13 protein-coding genes are annotated in these 15,517 nt (G+C 46.0%); 7 read left to right on the top strand and 6 right to left on the bottom strand.

Going from position 1 to position 15,517, the window contains the following annotated elements; translation table 11 throughout:
* Positions 1-4 precede the first annotated feature (4 nt).
* The 3 genes from truB to folK are packed head-to-tail and all read left to right on the top strand — an operon-like array spanning position 5 to position 2,337.
* Positions 5-715 (top strand): tRNA pseudouridine(55) synthase TruB, encoded by a 711-nt coding sequence (truB, locus tag HPS55_RS10645; RefSeq protein WP_172177223.1) that lies wholly within the window; start codon positions 5-7, stop codon positions 713-715.
* 27 nt (positions 716-742) lie between these two features.
* Complete coding sequence (gene queA, locus HPS55_RS10640; protein WP_172177225.1) at positions 743-1,903, top strand: tRNA preQ1(34) S-adenosylmethionine ribosyltransferase-isomerase QueA; 1,161 nt, start codon at positions 743-745, stop codon at positions 1,901-1,903.
* Between the two features lie 14 nt (positions 1,904-1,917).
* Positions 1,918-2,337: a 2-amino-4-hydroxy-6-hydroxymethyldihydropteridine diphosphokinase gene (gene folK / locus HPS55_RS10635; protein WP_172177227.1), complete on the top strand. Its 420-nt coding sequence runs from the start codon at positions 1,918-1,920 to the stop codon at positions 2,335-2,337.
* A gap of 44 nt (positions 2,338-2,381) precedes the next feature.
* On the opposite strand, the gene rpsO is transcribed toward folK, so the two are convergent.
* Together rpsO and HPS55_RS10625 are read right to left on the bottom strand one after the other, a co-directional pair.
* Entirely contained in the window at positions 2,382-2,651 is a 270-nt protein-coding gene (gene rpsO / locus HPS55_RS10630) for a 30S ribosomal protein S15 (protein ID WP_172177229.1), read from the bottom strand.
* A gap of 211 nt (positions 2,652-2,862) precedes the next feature.
* Entirely contained in the window at positions 2,863-3,759 is an 897-nt protein-coding gene (locus tag HPS55_RS10625; RefSeq protein ID WP_172177231.1) for an Rpn family recombination-promoting nuclease/putative transposase, read from the bottom strand.
* 1,188 nt (positions 3,760-4,947) lie between these two features.
* On the opposite strand from HPS55_RS10625, the gene HPS55_RS10620 reads away from it, so the two are divergent.
* The 3 genes from HPS55_RS10620 to typA all read left to right on the top strand — a co-directional run bounded on the left by HPS55_RS10620 (position 4,948) and on the right by typA (position 9,191).
* Positions 4,948-6,252, top strand: a complete 1,305-nt coding sequence (locus HPS55_RS10620) for a DUF4136 domain-containing protein (RefSeq protein WP_172177233.1) — start codon at positions 4,948-4,950, stop codon at positions 6,250-6,252.
* A gap of 28 nt (positions 6,253-6,280) precedes the next feature.
* Positions 6,281-6,925, top strand: coding sequence for a hypothetical protein (locus HPS55_RS10615; RefSeq protein WP_172177235.1), 645 nt, complete (start codon positions 6,281-6,283; stop codon positions 6,923-6,925).
* Between the two features lie 463 nt (positions 6,926-7,388).
* On the top strand, positions 7,389-9,191 hold the full coding sequence (typA, locus tag HPS55_RS10610; RefSeq protein WP_172177237.1) for a translational GTPase TypA: 1,803 nt from the start codon (positions 7,389-7,391) through the stop codon (positions 9,189-9,191).
* Positions 9,192-9,281: 90 nt separating this feature from the next.
* Here the strand turns inward: typA and HPS55_RS10605 are convergent, their stop codons facing one another.
* From HPS55_RS10605 to HPS55_RS10590, 4 genes are all read right to left on the bottom strand, one after another.
* On the bottom strand, positions 9,282-9,932 hold the full coding sequence (locus HPS55_RS10605) for a DUF4276 family protein (RefSeq protein ID WP_172177239.1): 651 nt from the start codon (positions 9,930-9,932) through the stop codon (positions 9,282-9,284).
* Entirely contained in the window at positions 9,929-11,020 is a 1,092-nt protein-coding gene (locus HPS55_RS10600; protein WP_172177241.1) for an AAA family ATPase, read from the bottom strand. The genes HPS55_RS10605 and HPS55_RS10600 overlap by 4 nt, the downstream gene beginning before the upstream one ends.
* A 354-nt stretch (positions 11,021-11,374) precedes the next feature.
* Entirely contained in the window at positions 11,375-11,854 is a 480-nt protein-coding gene (locus HPS55_RS10595; RefSeq protein ID WP_172177243.1) for an S-ribosylhomocysteine lyase, read from the bottom strand.
* Positions 11,851-12,543 (bottom strand): 5'-methylthioadenosine/adenosylhomocysteine nucleosidase, encoded by a 693-nt coding sequence (locus HPS55_RS10590; RefSeq protein WP_172177245.1) that lies wholly within the window; start codon positions 12,541-12,543, stop codon positions 11,851-11,853. The genes HPS55_RS10595 and HPS55_RS10590 overlap by 4 nt, the downstream gene beginning before the upstream one ends.
* Before the next feature lie 200 nt (positions 12,544-12,743).
* Here HPS55_RS10590 and HPS55_RS10585 point away from each other — a divergent pair, with 200 nt between their 5' ends.
* Positions 12,744-15,257 (top strand): YfhO family protein, encoded by a 2,514-nt coding sequence (locus tag HPS55_RS10585; protein ID WP_172177247.1) that lies wholly within the window; start codon positions 12,744-12,746, stop codon positions 15,255-15,257.
* Positions 15,258-15,517: the final 260 nt, after the last annotated feature.

Below are 15,517 nucleotides of genomic sequence, written 5' to 3'. Positions count from 1 at the left end.
TGTAATGAACATAACCGAAGGAGATATAATATACATAAACAAGCCATACGGAATGTCAAGTTTCGGGGCATTGGCACGTGTCCGTACGCTTATATCGCAGCGCATAGGCAGACGCAAGATCAAGATAGGGCATGCCGGTACGCTTGACCCGTTGGCAACCGGAGTCCTGATACTTTGCACCGGACGCAAGACAAAGGAGATAGAGACATTGCAATATCATTCCAAAGAATATACAGCCACGTTGCAGCTCGGTGCAACCACTCCCAGTTTTGACCGCGAGCACACTGTAGATTTTACTTATCCCGCTTTGCATATCACCCGCGAGCTTATCGAATCTGTGTTGCCGCGCTTTGTGGGCGAAATACAACAGGTGCCGCCGGAATATTCGGCCTGTAAGGTGGGGGGCAAGCGTGCCTATAAATTGAAACGGAAAGGACAGGATGTGGAGCTTAAAGCCAAGACACTGCGGATAGACGAGATAGAACTGACCTCATTCGATCGTGAGCGGATGCAGATGAGCATACGTGTAGTGTGTGGCAAAGGTACGTATATACGTGCTTTGGCTCGCGACATAGGGCAGGCCCTTGGCAGCGGTGCTTTCCTTACGACGTTGTGCCGTACAAGGCTTGGCGATGTGCGTGTTGAGGACTGTCTTACGCTCGAAGACTTTCCGGCATGGCTTGATGCCCAGACAATAGAGGATTTGCAAATGTAAAAAATAAAGAAAGGAGAAACATACATTATGAAACTGTCACAATTCAAGTTTAAATTGCCGGAATCCCAGTTGGCACTGGAGCCGCCGCATCGTGCTTTCGACAATGAAGACGGCACAGTAGAGAAAGTGTATAACCGTGATGGCTGCCGTCTTATGGTGGTTCATCGTAAGAGTCAGACCATCGACATGTATAAGAAAGATGCTGATGGCAACGACGTTACCGACGCCGAGGGCAAGCCTGTCTATCTCGGTTTTCGTGATATAATGAACTATTTTGACGAAGGTGATGCCTTTATCTTCAACGACACTAAGGTATTTCCAGCGCGTCTGTACGGCACCAAGGAGAAGACCGATGCCAAAATCGAGGTGTTCCTGCTTCGTGAGCTCAACGAGGAACTGCGTCTTTGGGATGTGCTTGTAGAACCGGCGCGAAAGATTCGTATCGGCAACAAACTCTTTTTCGACGAGGATGGTCCCATGGTGGCCGAGGTGATTGACAATACCACGAGCCGTGGGCGTACGCTCCGTTTCCTTTACGACTGTCCTCACGACGAATTCAAACGCGAGCTTTTTGCTCTTGGCGAAGCACCGCTGCCCCGATATATCATAGACCGTCGTCCTGCAAACGAGGACGATATGGACAATTTCCAGACCATCTATGCACGTAACGAGGGTGCCGTGACTGCTCCTTCGTCGGGGCTGCACTTCAGTCGTGAACTGTTAAAGCTGATGGAGATACGCGGCATACACTTCTCTTATATCACCGTTCATTGCGGATTGGGCAGCTTCGATCCCATAGAGGTGGAAGATCTCACCAAGCACAAGATGAATTCCGAGCAGATGATTGTGGGTGCCGAGGCATGCCGCACAGTCAATGATGCCAAGACGGCAGGACATCGTATCTGTGCTGTGGGAGTGAGCACTGTGCGTGCCACGGAGACAGCAGTAGGTACCGACGGACTGCTGAAGGAATATGAGGGATGGACCAACAAGTTTATTTTCCCGCCTTACGATTTCGGTATGGCTAATTGTATGATATCCAATTTCTATCATTCCGAGTCGACCATGCTAATGACAACAGCGGCTTTCGGCGGATACGACATCGTTATGGAGGCCTACGATATGGCCGTGAAGAACGGATATAAGTTCGGATGCTACGGTGATGCCCTTCTTATAGTGGACGACTGATAATAGTTGTATATATGCACATCGTCTATTTCTGTCTTGGCGCTAACATCGGTGACCGTGAGGCGACATTGCTCAAGGCTATTGAACTGATGGAAAAGCAGATCGGCACGATAGTGCGCCGGTCTGCTTTTTATGAAACCGAGCCTTGGGGATTCCGGTCGTCCAACAGATTCGTCAATGCTGCCGTGTGTTGCACCACACAATTCTCTCCGCGTACCGTTCTTGAACTTACGCAGTCTATTGAACGCGAGTTGGGACGCACGGAAAAGTCGACCGGCGGGTGCTACCACGACCGTGTGATAGATATCGACATACTACTATACGATGACATCAGTGTTGACGAACCGGATCTCAAGATACCTCATCCGCTTATGAGTGAACGTGATTTCGTAATGCGTCCGCTCAGTGAAATAAGAAAACTCCCGCAAGTCTGATTGATTTGCGGGAGTTTTCTGTTATTTGTTTCAGACTTAATGTCTTATTTGCGCAGACCTAAAGCCTTGATTATTGCGCGATAGCGGTTAACGTCGCGGTCATAGAGATAATTGAGCAGTGCACGGCGCTTTCCTACGAGTTGTGTCAGCGAACGGGCTGTCACATAGTCCTTGCGATTTTTCTTCAAGTGCTCCGTCAAATGCGAAATGCGGTATGTGAACAGCGCTATCTGGCTTTCTGCCGAACCAGTGTCTGTTGTGCCTTTACCGTGCTTTCCAAAAATCTCTTGCTTTTTCTCAATGTTCAAATACATAATTGTTGATGATTAATTTGTTGTTTTGATTACATATCTCAGACGCATGCCGCCTTAATCACAACGGCCAACATCTTCGAATGCACCGGATTTTCCGGATTTGTGGGTGCAAAGGTACTGCTTTTAATTAAGAATTGAGAATTAAGAATTAAGAATAGTATTATATATTAACCTGTTTTAACGATTGCTGTTGCAGAATGGCATCCGCCTTTCACAATTTCTTGATTTCTTCCATTGTCAATCCGGTTATGGTGGCAATTTTGTTTGTTTCAATGCCAAGGTCTTTCATTATTTTTGCATGTTGAATCTTTGTTTCTGTTTTACCTTTTTCAATTCCTTCAATCAGTCCCTCAGCTCTTCCCTCGGCTTTTCCTTCCTGCATAGCAGTGTTTATTACGTCGTTCTGTATCATGATGGCGTCCAAATGGCGCTCGTACGACAGTTTATCCTGCCGTGTCATGGTGAGTACCTTAAGCTTTTCCTTTGCCTCGTGCAGGCCTGGAGCTGTAGTGTCGTCCTTTATATGTCCGTTCTTTAAGTAGTCGAGCCATTCCTCAAGCGGAGTTGTCGCCACCTTGTTGAACTCGTTGACACGTATGATGAAATATTCGGGATAAATTTCCGCCGGTGTCTTCATCCTTATCATGTTGTCCTCTTTTGTGTTTATCGTAAGTGTGTCGTTGGTATGCACTCCGCGGAACACGGTCTGCCCGTGGTACAGATAGTCAGAACCCTGTCCGAGGTCGAAGTAGAGGATGTTTATCGAGTACACCTTCTTCACTTTGTCGTACATGTCGCCGAGCGAGATATGCTCGGTAATGGCCTTTGCCACTCCGTAAAGAATCCTTTCGAGGTAGTACAGTTCGCGTGTGAGCTGTATCTCGACAATTATTATCTCGTCCTTGCTGTTGCGGGCCTTGATGTCCACGCGGTTGAACTTGTCTTCGGGCGATTCCTGATTGCCTTCGCTTTCAAGTATTTCAATGATGTGTATCTGTTCGCCCAGCAACACTGTAACGAGTCCCTCAAGGACACCGAAGTTTGCCTTGTCGCGAAGCATACGCTTGGCGGCCCAGTCGAAACGTATGTATTGGTTGTTGATTTTCATGATTGTAACATGTTTTGGTTGGAATATTGCAAAGATAGTGTATAATTTGTTAAATGGCAAAGATTTTGTTGATTTCTTGATTAATTATTTTTTGTGTGGTGTTCTCAAGGACGGTCGGATTGTGTAAAAAATGAGACAAAACACTTCGTCGTTCGTCACAAAATCTCATTTTCCTGACGATGGTCCGAAAATAGCGACTTTTGCGTTGAAATAGGATGCATTGATAATCAGAGTGTTACGCTTGTTGGCAGACGGTGGTGCCATGTAAGAAAAGCAGAGAGGCCCTCCTGAGGTTGCCACGAGGGCCTCGCGGCATTGTATCAAGGCCGTCGTTGGAGGCCAACGGTGCCGTTGCGGGAGTGTCGGGAGGCCCCTGCGGCAAAATCACGAAGACCGGAATGTGTGTCAAGAAAGCAGAGAGGGTCTTGCAGCTTTTCTATTTCGAAGAAAAAGAAGTGCGGAAAATTAAGAAAAGAATGTACATGGATGAAGTGGCGGTCTGTTGCTCTTGTCTCAGTCCGGTCACTCTGTTTGCAATGAAATAAAGTTTATCGCGAAATATTTTCTTTTTAAATACTTGGATTTCAAAACATTTTATTATTTTTGCAGATGATTCTTGGAACTTCTTGTTCCGTGAGACGCTGGTGAACGTATTCGCTGTCGTTTTGCATAAGGAGCAGGATGTTTTGCCCACGCCAGGCTGTAGGACTTGATTATGGAGCGGACCGGAAAATCCGTGACGATCATATGCTGACAGCGGCAGAAGGGTGGGAGAGAGTCGCTATATATAGAAAGGCGTTTACTTTGACGCTTTGTTCTTGACGTCTTGGAATCTCGCAAGTTTCAGATGTTGTCTTGAACATAGCAACGGTAGATGCCCATGGGATGTTTTTATAGGCATCCTTATATCCATATTTGTATATGTCATCGTTGTATTCATGTGGTAGATGATGATGTATTGTACGTATGGGATAGGGATAATTATATAAACTCATCGGCGTGGGTTTCGCGTTGCTCGTTCAACAACATCGGGCAATGCGAGAGCCTCAAGACGTGGAACGGGTGACAGGCACGATTTCCACGCTTTTTTGTGTCTGTACATTTGGGAGTGTTATATATTAAACAGAAACAAAAAAATAGTTACAGATGTTGCATTTTTATAATCACAGGCCGAAAGAGGCTACATGTATGCGGATGCCATTTACAGGTCTCTGCAACGGAACGGCAAAGTATGATGCCAGGTTATCATTACATGGTTTGTGTCACCTCGGGCTTTTGCAGGCCGTTGTGTCCATGCTGCTTTTTCTCTGTGCAGGTACTCTACGGTCGTCTGCCCAGTACCAGGCCGAACACATGATAGAGGTGAAACGGCTGTCGAATTGGGCCCCTGAATATCTTACCGTTACCAACACTTGGAACAACATGACATTTGCGCCGGTGACAACAAATCTGAAGTGCATGTCGGTGATAGTTTCCGTCAACGGTCAGGACACGAGAGATATGGAGGAAAGCGATTTCTACCGTATCATTGATTCGGAAGAGGAGGTGATGCTCGTCTATCAGACTAAGGTGATGGGGCAGAACAAGGAATACAAGTGTACGTTGAAAAAGAGAAAAGGGAAGTTGCTTGCAAGTACTTACCCGTCGGCTGAAATTATGCCTACAGTATCGCTGTTGTCGGACAGTGACATCGACTTCTTTAAGTTCAACACATTCGATTACCGGCTGATGGGAGACGACCAACTGATGGACAAGACCATCATGGAGGTTTTTGCGGAACATTTGAAAGCCAAGGGATTGAAGAGAAGCACAACCGCCCCGGACATTTATCTCTATCTTACCAAGGACGTTAACCAGAAGATAGAATCGGTATACGTTCCTTCCTATACCACCACGACAACTACCGGAGATACCGGCATCGGCATATCCAACTTTTTGGGTATAAGGGGTGTGAGTGTGGGCGGCAATACGGGGAAGGCTACTACACGGACGGAAGAAACGGGCACAATGCGCACCAACGTGACGGCAGATGCCTATCTGGAGCTGTCGGTGCTGGAGGCTTCCAAACTGAACAGTGACACGCCGCCCGTCATCTGGCAGCTTACGTACAGCGAACACAAGACCTCGGAAATCAGGCTTCTTGAATATGTGAAAGAGCACCTCGGCAAATACATGCTTCAATATCCATTCCATGAGAGCATGTTCGGAGAGTATATAGCCACATGGGGTGTGTTGTGCGAGAACTTTGCCGTAAATCCAACTATATCGGATGTTGTACCGGGCAGTAAGGCTGAAGCCTTGGGATGCAAGAAGGATGACGTGATAAAATATGTGAGATACAATGATACCGATGGGGATTTCTGCACTTACAGACCTGGGGAGAATTTTTACCGAGACAGAATAATCAAGACGGCAAACATGATGCAGATAGGGAAGCAGAAGATAACGAAAGGGGGAATTACTGAGTTTTGTAATTACGTATTTATCAAATAAACATTTTATAATCATTCAAAAAACTTTTATGAAAAAACTATTGTTATTCTGTTGTATGCTGTTGGCTACATCAGCTTTTTCGCAATCTGGTAAGGTAAAGAAAGAGAAAACCGTCAAGCAAGGTATTGTTGTGAAGGGTGGCATGGCTTCGTATTCCATTGACGGATGGGATTGTGACGCTGGCTTTACAGGTGAAGTGTATTGGAGTCTCTCCGGACTTCTGAAACCGAAGAATACAGAGAGCCACTGGGCGTTCGAGACGGGTTTGGGTATTGATTTCAGTAAAAGTAAAGCCGTTTATTCCGGCAGAAAAAGGGGAATAGATGAAGACATCTTCTGCATCGGACTGTTTACCATACCGTGTAATGCGAAATACATCCTTAATCCGTTGTCTACCCGTGGCAAATGGATTGTAAAGGCAGGTATAGATTTCTGTCCGTTGGAAATTGGTGTGCCCCAGGAAAAAGAAGGAAAGGCTATATCCTCCTACTATCATCTCGAATCTACTGTCGGCATGAAAATCGGTATAGATGGCGGCTTGGGCTATGAAGGCAAACATTGGGGACTGTATGCCGGAGGCTTTGGGGGCATGATGACACCTTGGAGTTCGGAAGCCTCCTCCACTTCTGTCACAATGGCCGGCTTCTACGCCTCCTTGCACTATTTCTTTTAACCGGTAGAGGTGAGGGAATAGTATAATCATTTGAGGGTGTTGCTGTGTTCTGCAACACCCTCAAAGCTATCTGCTTTGTCCACATGGATGATGCAATGTTTGTATCGTTAGCATACTATCTTGTATAGCTCGGCACTTCACCTTAAAATATATTATATGAATTGTTCCTAACTGTTGATAATGGTTGTTACGGCTGTAATGAACTCTTCTGGACCTGATGACCCTCGCTTTGGTCACAGTACCGCTTTTCTTCTCTATGAGGTGAGCATAAGGGTAGTACGGTTGACCGGAAGCAAAAATAAATAATAGTATGATGTTGGCAGGTGTCTATTCCGCATATCGTATGGAAAAGTTGATTGCCGATTGCCTTATTTCATATTTTGTGATAAATTCTTCATTCTTCATTCTTCATTCTTCAGCAAAAGCAGTAACTTTGCACCCGACTTTTAAGGTATTAATTAAAATGCAAGACATCAGAAACATAGCCATTATCGCCCACGTGGACCATGGCAAGACTACTCTCGTGGACAAGATGATGTTGGCCGGACATCTTTTTCGTGACGGACAGAATCTCAGTGATCAAGTTTTGGACAGCAACGACCTCGAGCGTGAACGAGGCATAACTATATTGTCGAAAAATGTTTCCATAAACTGGAAAGGCGTGAAGATAAACATTATCGACACTCCGGGACACTCCGATTTCGGCGGCGAGGTGGAGCGCGTGCTCAACATGGCCGACGGATGTCTGCTCCTTGTCGACGCTTTCGAGGGACCGATGCCGCAGACACGCTTTGTGTTGCAGAAAGCTTTGGAGATAGGTCTGAAGCCGATAGTTGTGGTCAACAAGGTGGACAAACCCAACTGTCGTCCCGAGGAGGTATACGAGATGGTATTCGACTTGATGTTCTCACTCAATGCGACGGAAGACCAGCTTGATTTCCCCGTCGTTTACGGTTCGGCAAAGAACGGATGGATGAGTGCCGACTACAAGCAGCCTACAGACAACATAACATATTTGCTTGACAAGATAGTCGAGGTGATACCGGCTCCGAAAATCATAGAGGGAACACCCCAAATGCTTATCACCAGCCTCGACTACTCCAGCTATACAGGTCGTATAGCCGTTGGGCGTGTGCACCGTGGTGTGCTTCGTGAAGGCATGAACATAACAATCTGCCATCGTGATGGCTCTGCCGAGAAGACCCGTATCAAGGAACTGCATACTTTTGAGGGAATGGGACATGTGAAGACTCCTGAGGTGCAAAGCGGTGATATTTGCGCAATTATCGGTCTTGAACGTTTCGAGATAGGTGATAGCATTTGTGATTTTGAAAATCCGGAACCGTTGCCGCCCATAGCTATTGATGAACCGACGATGTCGATGCTCTTCATGATTAACGATTCTCCTTTCTTCGGCCGCGAGGGTAAGTTTGTCACCAGCCGCCACATCAACGACCGTCTTACGAAAGAACTTGAGAAGAATCTTGCACTTCGCGTCAGCCAGTTTGAAGATTCCACAGACAAGTGGGTTGTCAGCGGCCGTGGCGTGCTCCATCTTTCCGTGCTTATCGAGACTATGCGCCGCGAGGGTTACGAACTGCAGGTTGGACAGCCGCAGGTTATATACAAGGAGATTGACGGACAGCGTTGCGAGCCGGTAGAGGAACTGACCATCAACGTGCCCGAGGAGTTTGCCAGTAAGATGATTGATATGGTGACACGCCGTAAGGGTGAGATGACTTCGATGGAAAGCCAGGGCGAACGCGTCAACATTGAGTTTGAGATACCTTCGCGCGGCATCATCGGCTTGCGTACCAACGTGCTCACAGCCAGTCAGGGCGAGGCTATCATGGCCCACCGTTTCAAGAATTACCAGCCGTACAAGGGTGAGATATCCCGTCGTGTGAACGGCTCTATGATTGCTCTCGAGACGGGTACTGCCTATGCCTATTCTATAGACAAACTTCAGGACCGCGGCAAGTTCTTCATCGACCCGGGCGAGGAGGTTTATATCGGTGAGGTGGTCGGTGAGCATATCCACGACAACGACCTTGTAATCAATGTGGCTAAGGCCAAGCAGCTCACCAACACCCGCGCCAGCGGCTCCGACGACAAGGCCCGCATCGTGCCCCGCACAATCCTTTCGCTTGAGGAGGCTCTTGAGTATATCAAGGCCGACGAACTTGTCGAGGTGACACCAAAGAGTATGCGTATGCGTAAGACGATTCTCGACCATAACGACCGCAAACGGGCCAACAAGGAATAGAATTTATTTGAGATAAAGCAGTAATGATGCTTTTTCAATGCGGAGAAGCAAAGCCAAGATGCTTTGTGTCTTCGCATTGAAAAATGCCGGTTAGTTACAGTGTGTTATAAGTTTTTCTATCCAATTCCTGAATCTTGGACATCTGTTTAGTATTGTTTTGATACCTATTTCTAATGCTATTATATTTCCATATATTACTTTATCGTATTCTGGAACAATTCGTAGTAACCGTTTTGAAGGGGCATTATCCGGTGAACTGTTTATATCTTCCGGATTGTTGTATAAATCAATAATGTCTTGAAGAGTTTTATTTGTTTTTTCATCGAAATATTTTTTGAACCCATCTCCTGAAGAAAACAATAATGCTTCGAATTCATGAAGTTGGATATATGGTATGAATCTAAAATCCTGAATGTCTTTGTTTAACGCAGCTTCCATTTCCGTCACACGTTTGGTATGGTCAGGAATATCAGACCATTTTTCTTTGTAAGGTAGTTCTGGACAACGGAAGAAATCAAAAAATGTTGTCACAACGGCATCCTTTCCTTGAGAAGACAATAGCTTATTGATGTCATTTTTCAGATGATGATAATTTACAAATCCTCCTTTGTGTCCTTTACTTGTATGTATAATCATAGGAAAGATATAAATGTCGTACGACAGGAAGTATGGAGCAAGCAAGCTATTTACAAATTCCTCTTCGCTCTGACCTTCAACTACGATGTAGAGTCTTTTTTTCATGGCCTTCCTCCGATTACATTCTTTTCCCATAACTCACCAACAGAATATTCTTCACGCCAATTAGAGAAGTCCTCTTCATTGAGTCGTGAGAATGTGGATTGATTGTTGTTTCTTTCTACAATGATTAAATCATCAATAGAGAAATTGTTGATAAGTTCAATTGATTGTGTTGCAATAATGAGTTGGTTTTTTGCCGAGGCTCTTTTTATTAATGCTCCGAGTTTGTTGATAGCAGCCGGATGTAATCCAAGTTCCGGCTCATCAATTATTATAGTATGTGGCAAATTAGGTTGAAGTAATAGGGTTGCCAGAGCAATAAAGCGCAGTGTGCCGTCAGATAGGTTGGTTGCGTCCAAATACATGTCTGAATCTTTTTCTTCCCATTCCAAGGAGATAAACCCTTCCATATTTTTATTAGGAATCAATTTGAACCTTTTAAAGTATGGTGCTATGGAGCGTATGGTACTTTCAATAAGATTGTAAGTTGTTTCATCTTTATCTTTCAGCCGATATAAATAGGCCGCTATATTAGATCCGTCATGTCGCATGAATTCGTTGTCACCCACCCTTGAAGGATGACGCATAGGTGAAGACAAACTTGTGTCATGAAAGTGATAAACGGTGAAACTATGTAAAAAAACACGAATATATTCTGCTCTCCACTGTGGCTTGTTGAGAATTTCTGATTCCTCTACATTAGAATCCCAATTGCATGGATGCCAGCTGTCTTGATATTGCTTGTCTGATAGACCTTTGTTGTTAAAATAGTCTCTTGTATATTCAATATATGCCTTTGGGCCGGCTGTAGGTCTTAATTTAAAAGTGAAAGCGTTTCTGTTTTCAAAATCAATTAAGGAAGATATGCTGTCTGATTCTTTACGTCCATGATACAGCATAGAGTCTATTCCACCATGTTCTAGCATATAGCGGCCCAGACGTTGATTAAGCAAATGTTGTGTCAGCTCAAAGAATGATATAAAATTGCTTTTACCTGCGCCATTTGCACCGATAAGAATATTTAGTTTTGTCAAGTCAATATGTGCATTTTTTATTGACTTGTAGTTAAATATTTCTATTCTTTCTATCATATCGATAATTTTATAGGATTCCTATACTTTTCGTTTCTTATTATAATGCTTTAATCCGATAAGCACAATATCAGAACTTGCTAACTTCCATGGATACCATTATATAATGCAAAGTTAGGTATTTTTCTTCAAACTATGTAATTGTTTGACTATGAAAATATTATAATTATAGTTTTTTGTTTTTCTCTAAATGATGCAGTTCTTTGGTTTGAAATGTCGGGTTTGATTATTCAACAATTCATGTTATAACGAAAAGATTGCCATTCTTGGCTATTACAGGAAATTGTTGGTCTTTAATGTCTGTATTTTACAATATTAGCAAAATGATAGTTCGATTTCGACATACCATGGAGATTACTCCGGATAAACAAGGTTCTCTTCCTTTATACAGTCGAGCACTTCGTAGAGGTATTTGCATGCCTCCCAGCGGGCCATGGGCAGGTCGTGGAGCAGCCAGTTGCCGCAGTCGCGCGGAGCCGCACCGGGTATGTCGCCCTCAAATTCTGCTATGAACCGGAATGTGCGGCGCATCAGTTCAACGATGTCACGGCTCGTAAAGTCACCGCGCAGCAACAGGTAATTGCCGGTGAGGCATCCCATTGGTCCCCAGTATACGATGCGGTCTTTCCATTCCGGATCGTTGCGCAGATAGGTTGCCGCCAGATGTTCAATGGTGTGCAGCGCTCCGGGGTGCATGGCAGGCTCACGGTTTGGTTCCTTCATGCGGATGTCGAATGTAGTGATTACTTCGTCTGCAACGTTGTCCTTGCGTGATACGTATATGCCGCGGAGCAGGCGATTGTGGTCGATTGTGAAACTTGGAATCTTGTTCATTTGTCCTGTATGTTTTCAAGAAAAGCTTTTGTTACGTGAAACGAGCGGTCGGCCATGGTGTCCCAAAAGTTGAAATACTGCTGTGCCTTATGGTCGCTCAGAGGAATGTCGCTGATGATCCGGAAGCTGATGAATGCCACCCCACGCTGATGGCACACGTGTGCTATTGCCGCTGACTCCATGTCCACAGCCATAGCTTCGGGGAAGCGGTCAATGATTTGGCTCATCTTCTCGCGTGAGTCCACAAACCAGTCTCCTGTTACTGTAAGTCCTGTGTGTATCTTTGTTCCGCAGTCTATCGATGTGGCGCAGTCGAGCAGCCGCGCGTCGGCCTCGAAGCGTGCCGGAAGACCGATTATCTGTCCGTAGGCCACCTCGCTTCCGCAATAGGCATCATGATAGCATGTCTGGCTTGCAGCCACCACCTCCTGTACCTGCAGTTCTGTCGATGCGCCACCGGCCACGCCTGTTGATATTACGGCATCGGGGGCGAAGGTGCCGATCATGTCGGTGGTTCCGGCGGCGGCATTCACTTTGCCGATGCCGCATTGGTGGAGTATGATGGTGTTGTGTCCCATTGTTCCGGTGACGTATCGTCGTCCTCCGTGGATCGTTTCGGCCGTATTGTCGAGCATTGCGCTGATTCGGTCGAATTCCTTGTCCATGGCTATGATGATTCCTATCTTCATATAATTATTGTTTTGTGTGTGCAAAGTTATGGAATAATTATGAATTATTAGTTTTTTAATAGTTAATTCACAATTATTCCCTATCTTTGCAGAAGATAAGCTGCATCTCGGCATAACTTCCAGACGAGTTTGGAGATTCTGCTCTCGATTTGCATTATCGTTGCATTCGGAAAATTTTATAAACGTTTATATATCAACTTATGAGAACATGGAAACAATGCCTGCCCGATGTGTTGGCAGTGCTGTTATTTGCGGTGCTTTCGTTTGCCTATTTCTTCCCGGCTGACATCGAGGGTCGCATCCTCTACCGTCACGACTCGTCGGCCGGACGTGGAATGGGGCAGGAGCAGTCAGAATATCTGGAGCGTACCGGAGAGCGTACCCGCTGGACCAACTCGCTTTTCTGCGGCATGCCCACTTATCAGATAGCTCCGTCGTACAATAGCGACAAGGTGATTGGCGGTGTAAGTAAGGCTTTTCATCTTTGGCTGCCTGAAAACGTATGGTATGTATTTGTGTATATGCTCGGTTTCTATATCTTGTTGCGGGCTTTCGATTTCCGTCAGCATCTGGCGGTGCTCGGCTCGGTGATATGGGCTTTCAGCAGCTATTTCTTTATCATCATTGCCGCAGGCCATATATGGAAAGTTATGGCATTGGGCTATCTGCCGCCGATGATTGCGGGCATTGTGCTGGCCTATCGTGGGAAATATTTGTGGGGACTGTTGCTTACAGCATTGTTTACGGCACTTGAAATCAATGCCAACCACGTGCAGATGACATACTACTATTTCTTTGTGGTGCTGTTCATGGTCATCGCATATTTTGTCGATGCTCTGCGCAACAAGGTTCTGCCTGCCTTTGCCAAAGCTACGGCAGTGTGTGTGGCCGGTGTCGTGATAGGTGTGTGTATCAATATTTCCAATCTTTATCATACTTGGGAATACTCCAAGGAGTCGATGCGCGGAAAGAGCGAACTGGTAAAGCCGAATTCGGACAACCAGACCGACAGTGGACTGGAGCGAGACTATATCACGCAATGGAGCTATGGCATTGACGAGACATGGACATTGCTCGTTCCAAATGCCAAGGGAGGGGCCTCAATGCCATTGAGCATGAGCAAGACAGCGATGGAGCATGCCGACAATACCTATCTTCCGGTATACCAGCAGATCGGACAGTACTGGGGCGAGCAACCGGGCACGAGCGGTCCTGTATATGTTGGTGCCTTTGTTATGATGCTCTTTGTGCTCGGTCTGTTCATAGTGAAAGGACCGTTGAAGTGGGCTTTGCTTGCGGCCACGGTCCTGTCCGTGATGCTGTCGTGGGGGCACAACATGATGTGGTTTACCGACCTGTTCATCGACTATATGCCGATGTATTCCAAATTCCGTACGGTAGCGTCGATACTTGTCATTGCCGAGTTCACTATCCCGTTGCTGGCCATGCTCGCGCTGAAAAAGGTGGTTGACGAGCCGGAACTGCTTACGCGTAAGATAAAGTTTGTATATGTCAGTTTCTCCCTTACCGGGGGCGTGTGTCTGCTTTTTGCGATGATGCCTGGAGTGTTCTTTGACAGTTTCGTCTCTTCGTCCGAGATGCAGGCTATAGGTCAGTTGCCTTCGGAGCATATTCAGCCTCTGCTGTCAAATCTCACAGAGATGCGCAAGGCTGTATTCACGGCCGACTGCTGGCGTTCGTTGACAATCATTGTCATAGGCACGTTGCTTTTGTTGTTCTATAAGGCCGGGAAACTTAGGGCATCCTATATGGTAGGTGCGATGATTGTGCTCTGTCTCGTCGACATGTGGCAGGTGAACAAGCGTTATCTCAATGACAGCATGTTTGTAGAGAAGAGTGTGCGCGAGACTCCGATAACCAAGACAGCCACCGAGGACAGGATATTGCAGGACAAGTCGCTCGACTATCGTGTGCTTAATCTTGCTACAAATACTTTCAACGAGAATGAGACTTCATATTACCTGAAGAGCATCGGCGGTTACCATCCGGCCAAGCTGCGCCGTTATCAGGAGATGGTCGAGAGGTACATCTCACCTGAGATGAAGAACATATACGGAGCTGTGGCCGAGGCTGGAGGCGACATGACGCAGGTGAACGGCGACTCCATTTTCCCAGTGCTCAACATGCTCAATGCCAAATACTTCATATTGCCAATGCAGGGCGGACAGACCGTACCCGTTCAGAATCCGTATGTATACGGCAATGCGTGGTTTGTCGACCAGATTCATTATGTGGACAATGCCAATGCCGAGATTGACATGATCGGTACACTCAGTTTGCGTCATGAGGCAGTAGCCGACAACCGTTTCAGCGATGTGATAGGGCAGAGTGTGGCCCAGGACAGTACGAGTATTGTCAGCATAACGTCGTATGATGCCAACCGTCTTACCTACGACGTGGCGTCGGCCAAGGGTGGTGTGATAGTGTTCTCCGAGGTCTATTATCCGGGTTGGACGGCTACAGTCGACGGTAAGGAGGTGCCCGTGGGCCGTGTCAACTACATCTTGCGTGCCATCCGTGTAGAGCCGGGCAGCCACAAGGTTGAACTGTCGTTCTTCCCCAAGACGGTAGACACCACTGAGACCATCGCTTACACAGCCTACGCCGTGCTTTTGGCTGTGATAATACTGATGATTGTCATCGGTTGGAGAAAAAAGAACGATAAGGCGTCAAAATTATCGGAAGAGAAATAGAATCTAAAGCTGAATAGCGAACTGCAACAGGATGATTATTCCGGTTTGGGATAATGTTCCTGTTGCAGTTTTGTTTTTAAGTTAGTCAACAAAATTAATTTAAATAATTCCGCAATGAATTTAAAGTCAGAAAACATATTATACGTATTGATTTTGTTGACTAACTTATATATTGCGGGCGGATTCGCGATTTCCAGATATACCCCTGCTCAGTAAGGCAACAGTAGGATTTGCGGGCCGCTAAATAAGTACAGACAATA

This window comes from Xylanibacter rodentium, from assembly GCF_013166575.1.
Classification (GTDB): Bacteria; Bacteroidota; Bacteroidia; order Bacteroidales; family Bacteroidaceae; genus Prevotella; species Prevotella rodentium.
Note: the sequence above shows the minus strand (reverse complement) of the source record. Positions and strands in the feature narration are given on the sequence as shown.

What these genes read in the sequence shown, in the direction of transcription:
- truB (WP_172177223.1), top strand. Translation starts at nt 5, where the DNA reads ATGAACATAACCGAAGGAGATATAATATACATAAACAAGCCATACGGA.
- queA (WP_172177225.1), top strand. Translation starts at nt 743, where the DNA reads ATGAAACTGTCACAATTCAAGTTTAAATTGCCGGAATCCCAGTTGGCA.
- folK (WP_172177227.1), top strand. Translation starts at nt 1,918, where the DNA reads ATGCACATCGTCTATTTCTGTCTTGGCGCTAACATCGGTGACCGTGAG.
- rpsO (WP_172177229.1), bottom strand. Translation starts at nt 2,651, where the DNA reads ATGTATTTGAACATTGAGAAAAAGCAAGAGATTTTTGGAAAGCACGGT.
- HPS55_RS10625 (WP_172177231.1), bottom strand. Translation starts at nt 3,759, where the DNA reads ATGAAAATCAACAACCAATACATACGTTTCGACTGGGCCGCCAAGCGT.
- HPS55_RS10620 (WP_172177233.1), top strand. Translation starts at nt 4,948, where the DNA reads ATGCGGATGCCATTTACAGGTCTCTGCAACGGAACGGCAAAGTATGAT.
- HPS55_RS10615 (WP_172177235.1), top strand. Translation starts at nt 6,281, where the DNA reads ATGAAAAAACTATTGTTATTCTGTTGTATGCTGTTGGCTACATCAGCT.
- typA (WP_172177237.1), top strand. Translation starts at nt 7,389, where the DNA reads ATGCAAGACATCAGAAACATAGCCATTATCGCCCACGTGGACCATGGC.
- HPS55_RS10605 (WP_172177239.1), bottom strand. Translation starts at nt 9,932, where the DNA reads ATGAAAAAAAGACTCTACATCGTAGTTGAAGGTCAGAGCGAAGAGGAA.
- HPS55_RS10600 (WP_172177241.1), bottom strand. Translation starts at nt 11,020, where the DNA reads ATGATAGAAAGAATAGAAATATTTAACTACAAGTCAATAAAAAATGCA.
- HPS55_RS10595 (WP_172177243.1), bottom strand. Translation starts at nt 11,854, where the DNA reads ATGAACAAGATTCCAAGTTTCACAATCGACCACAATCGCCTGCTCCGC.
- HPS55_RS10590 (WP_172177245.1), bottom strand. Translation starts at nt 12,543, where the DNA reads ATGAAGATAGGAATCATCATAGCCATGGACAAGGAATTCGACCGAATC.
- HPS55_RS10585 (WP_172177247.1), top strand. Translation starts at nt 12,744, where the DNA reads ATGAGAACATGGAAACAATGCCTGCCCGATGTGTTGGCAGTGCTGTTA.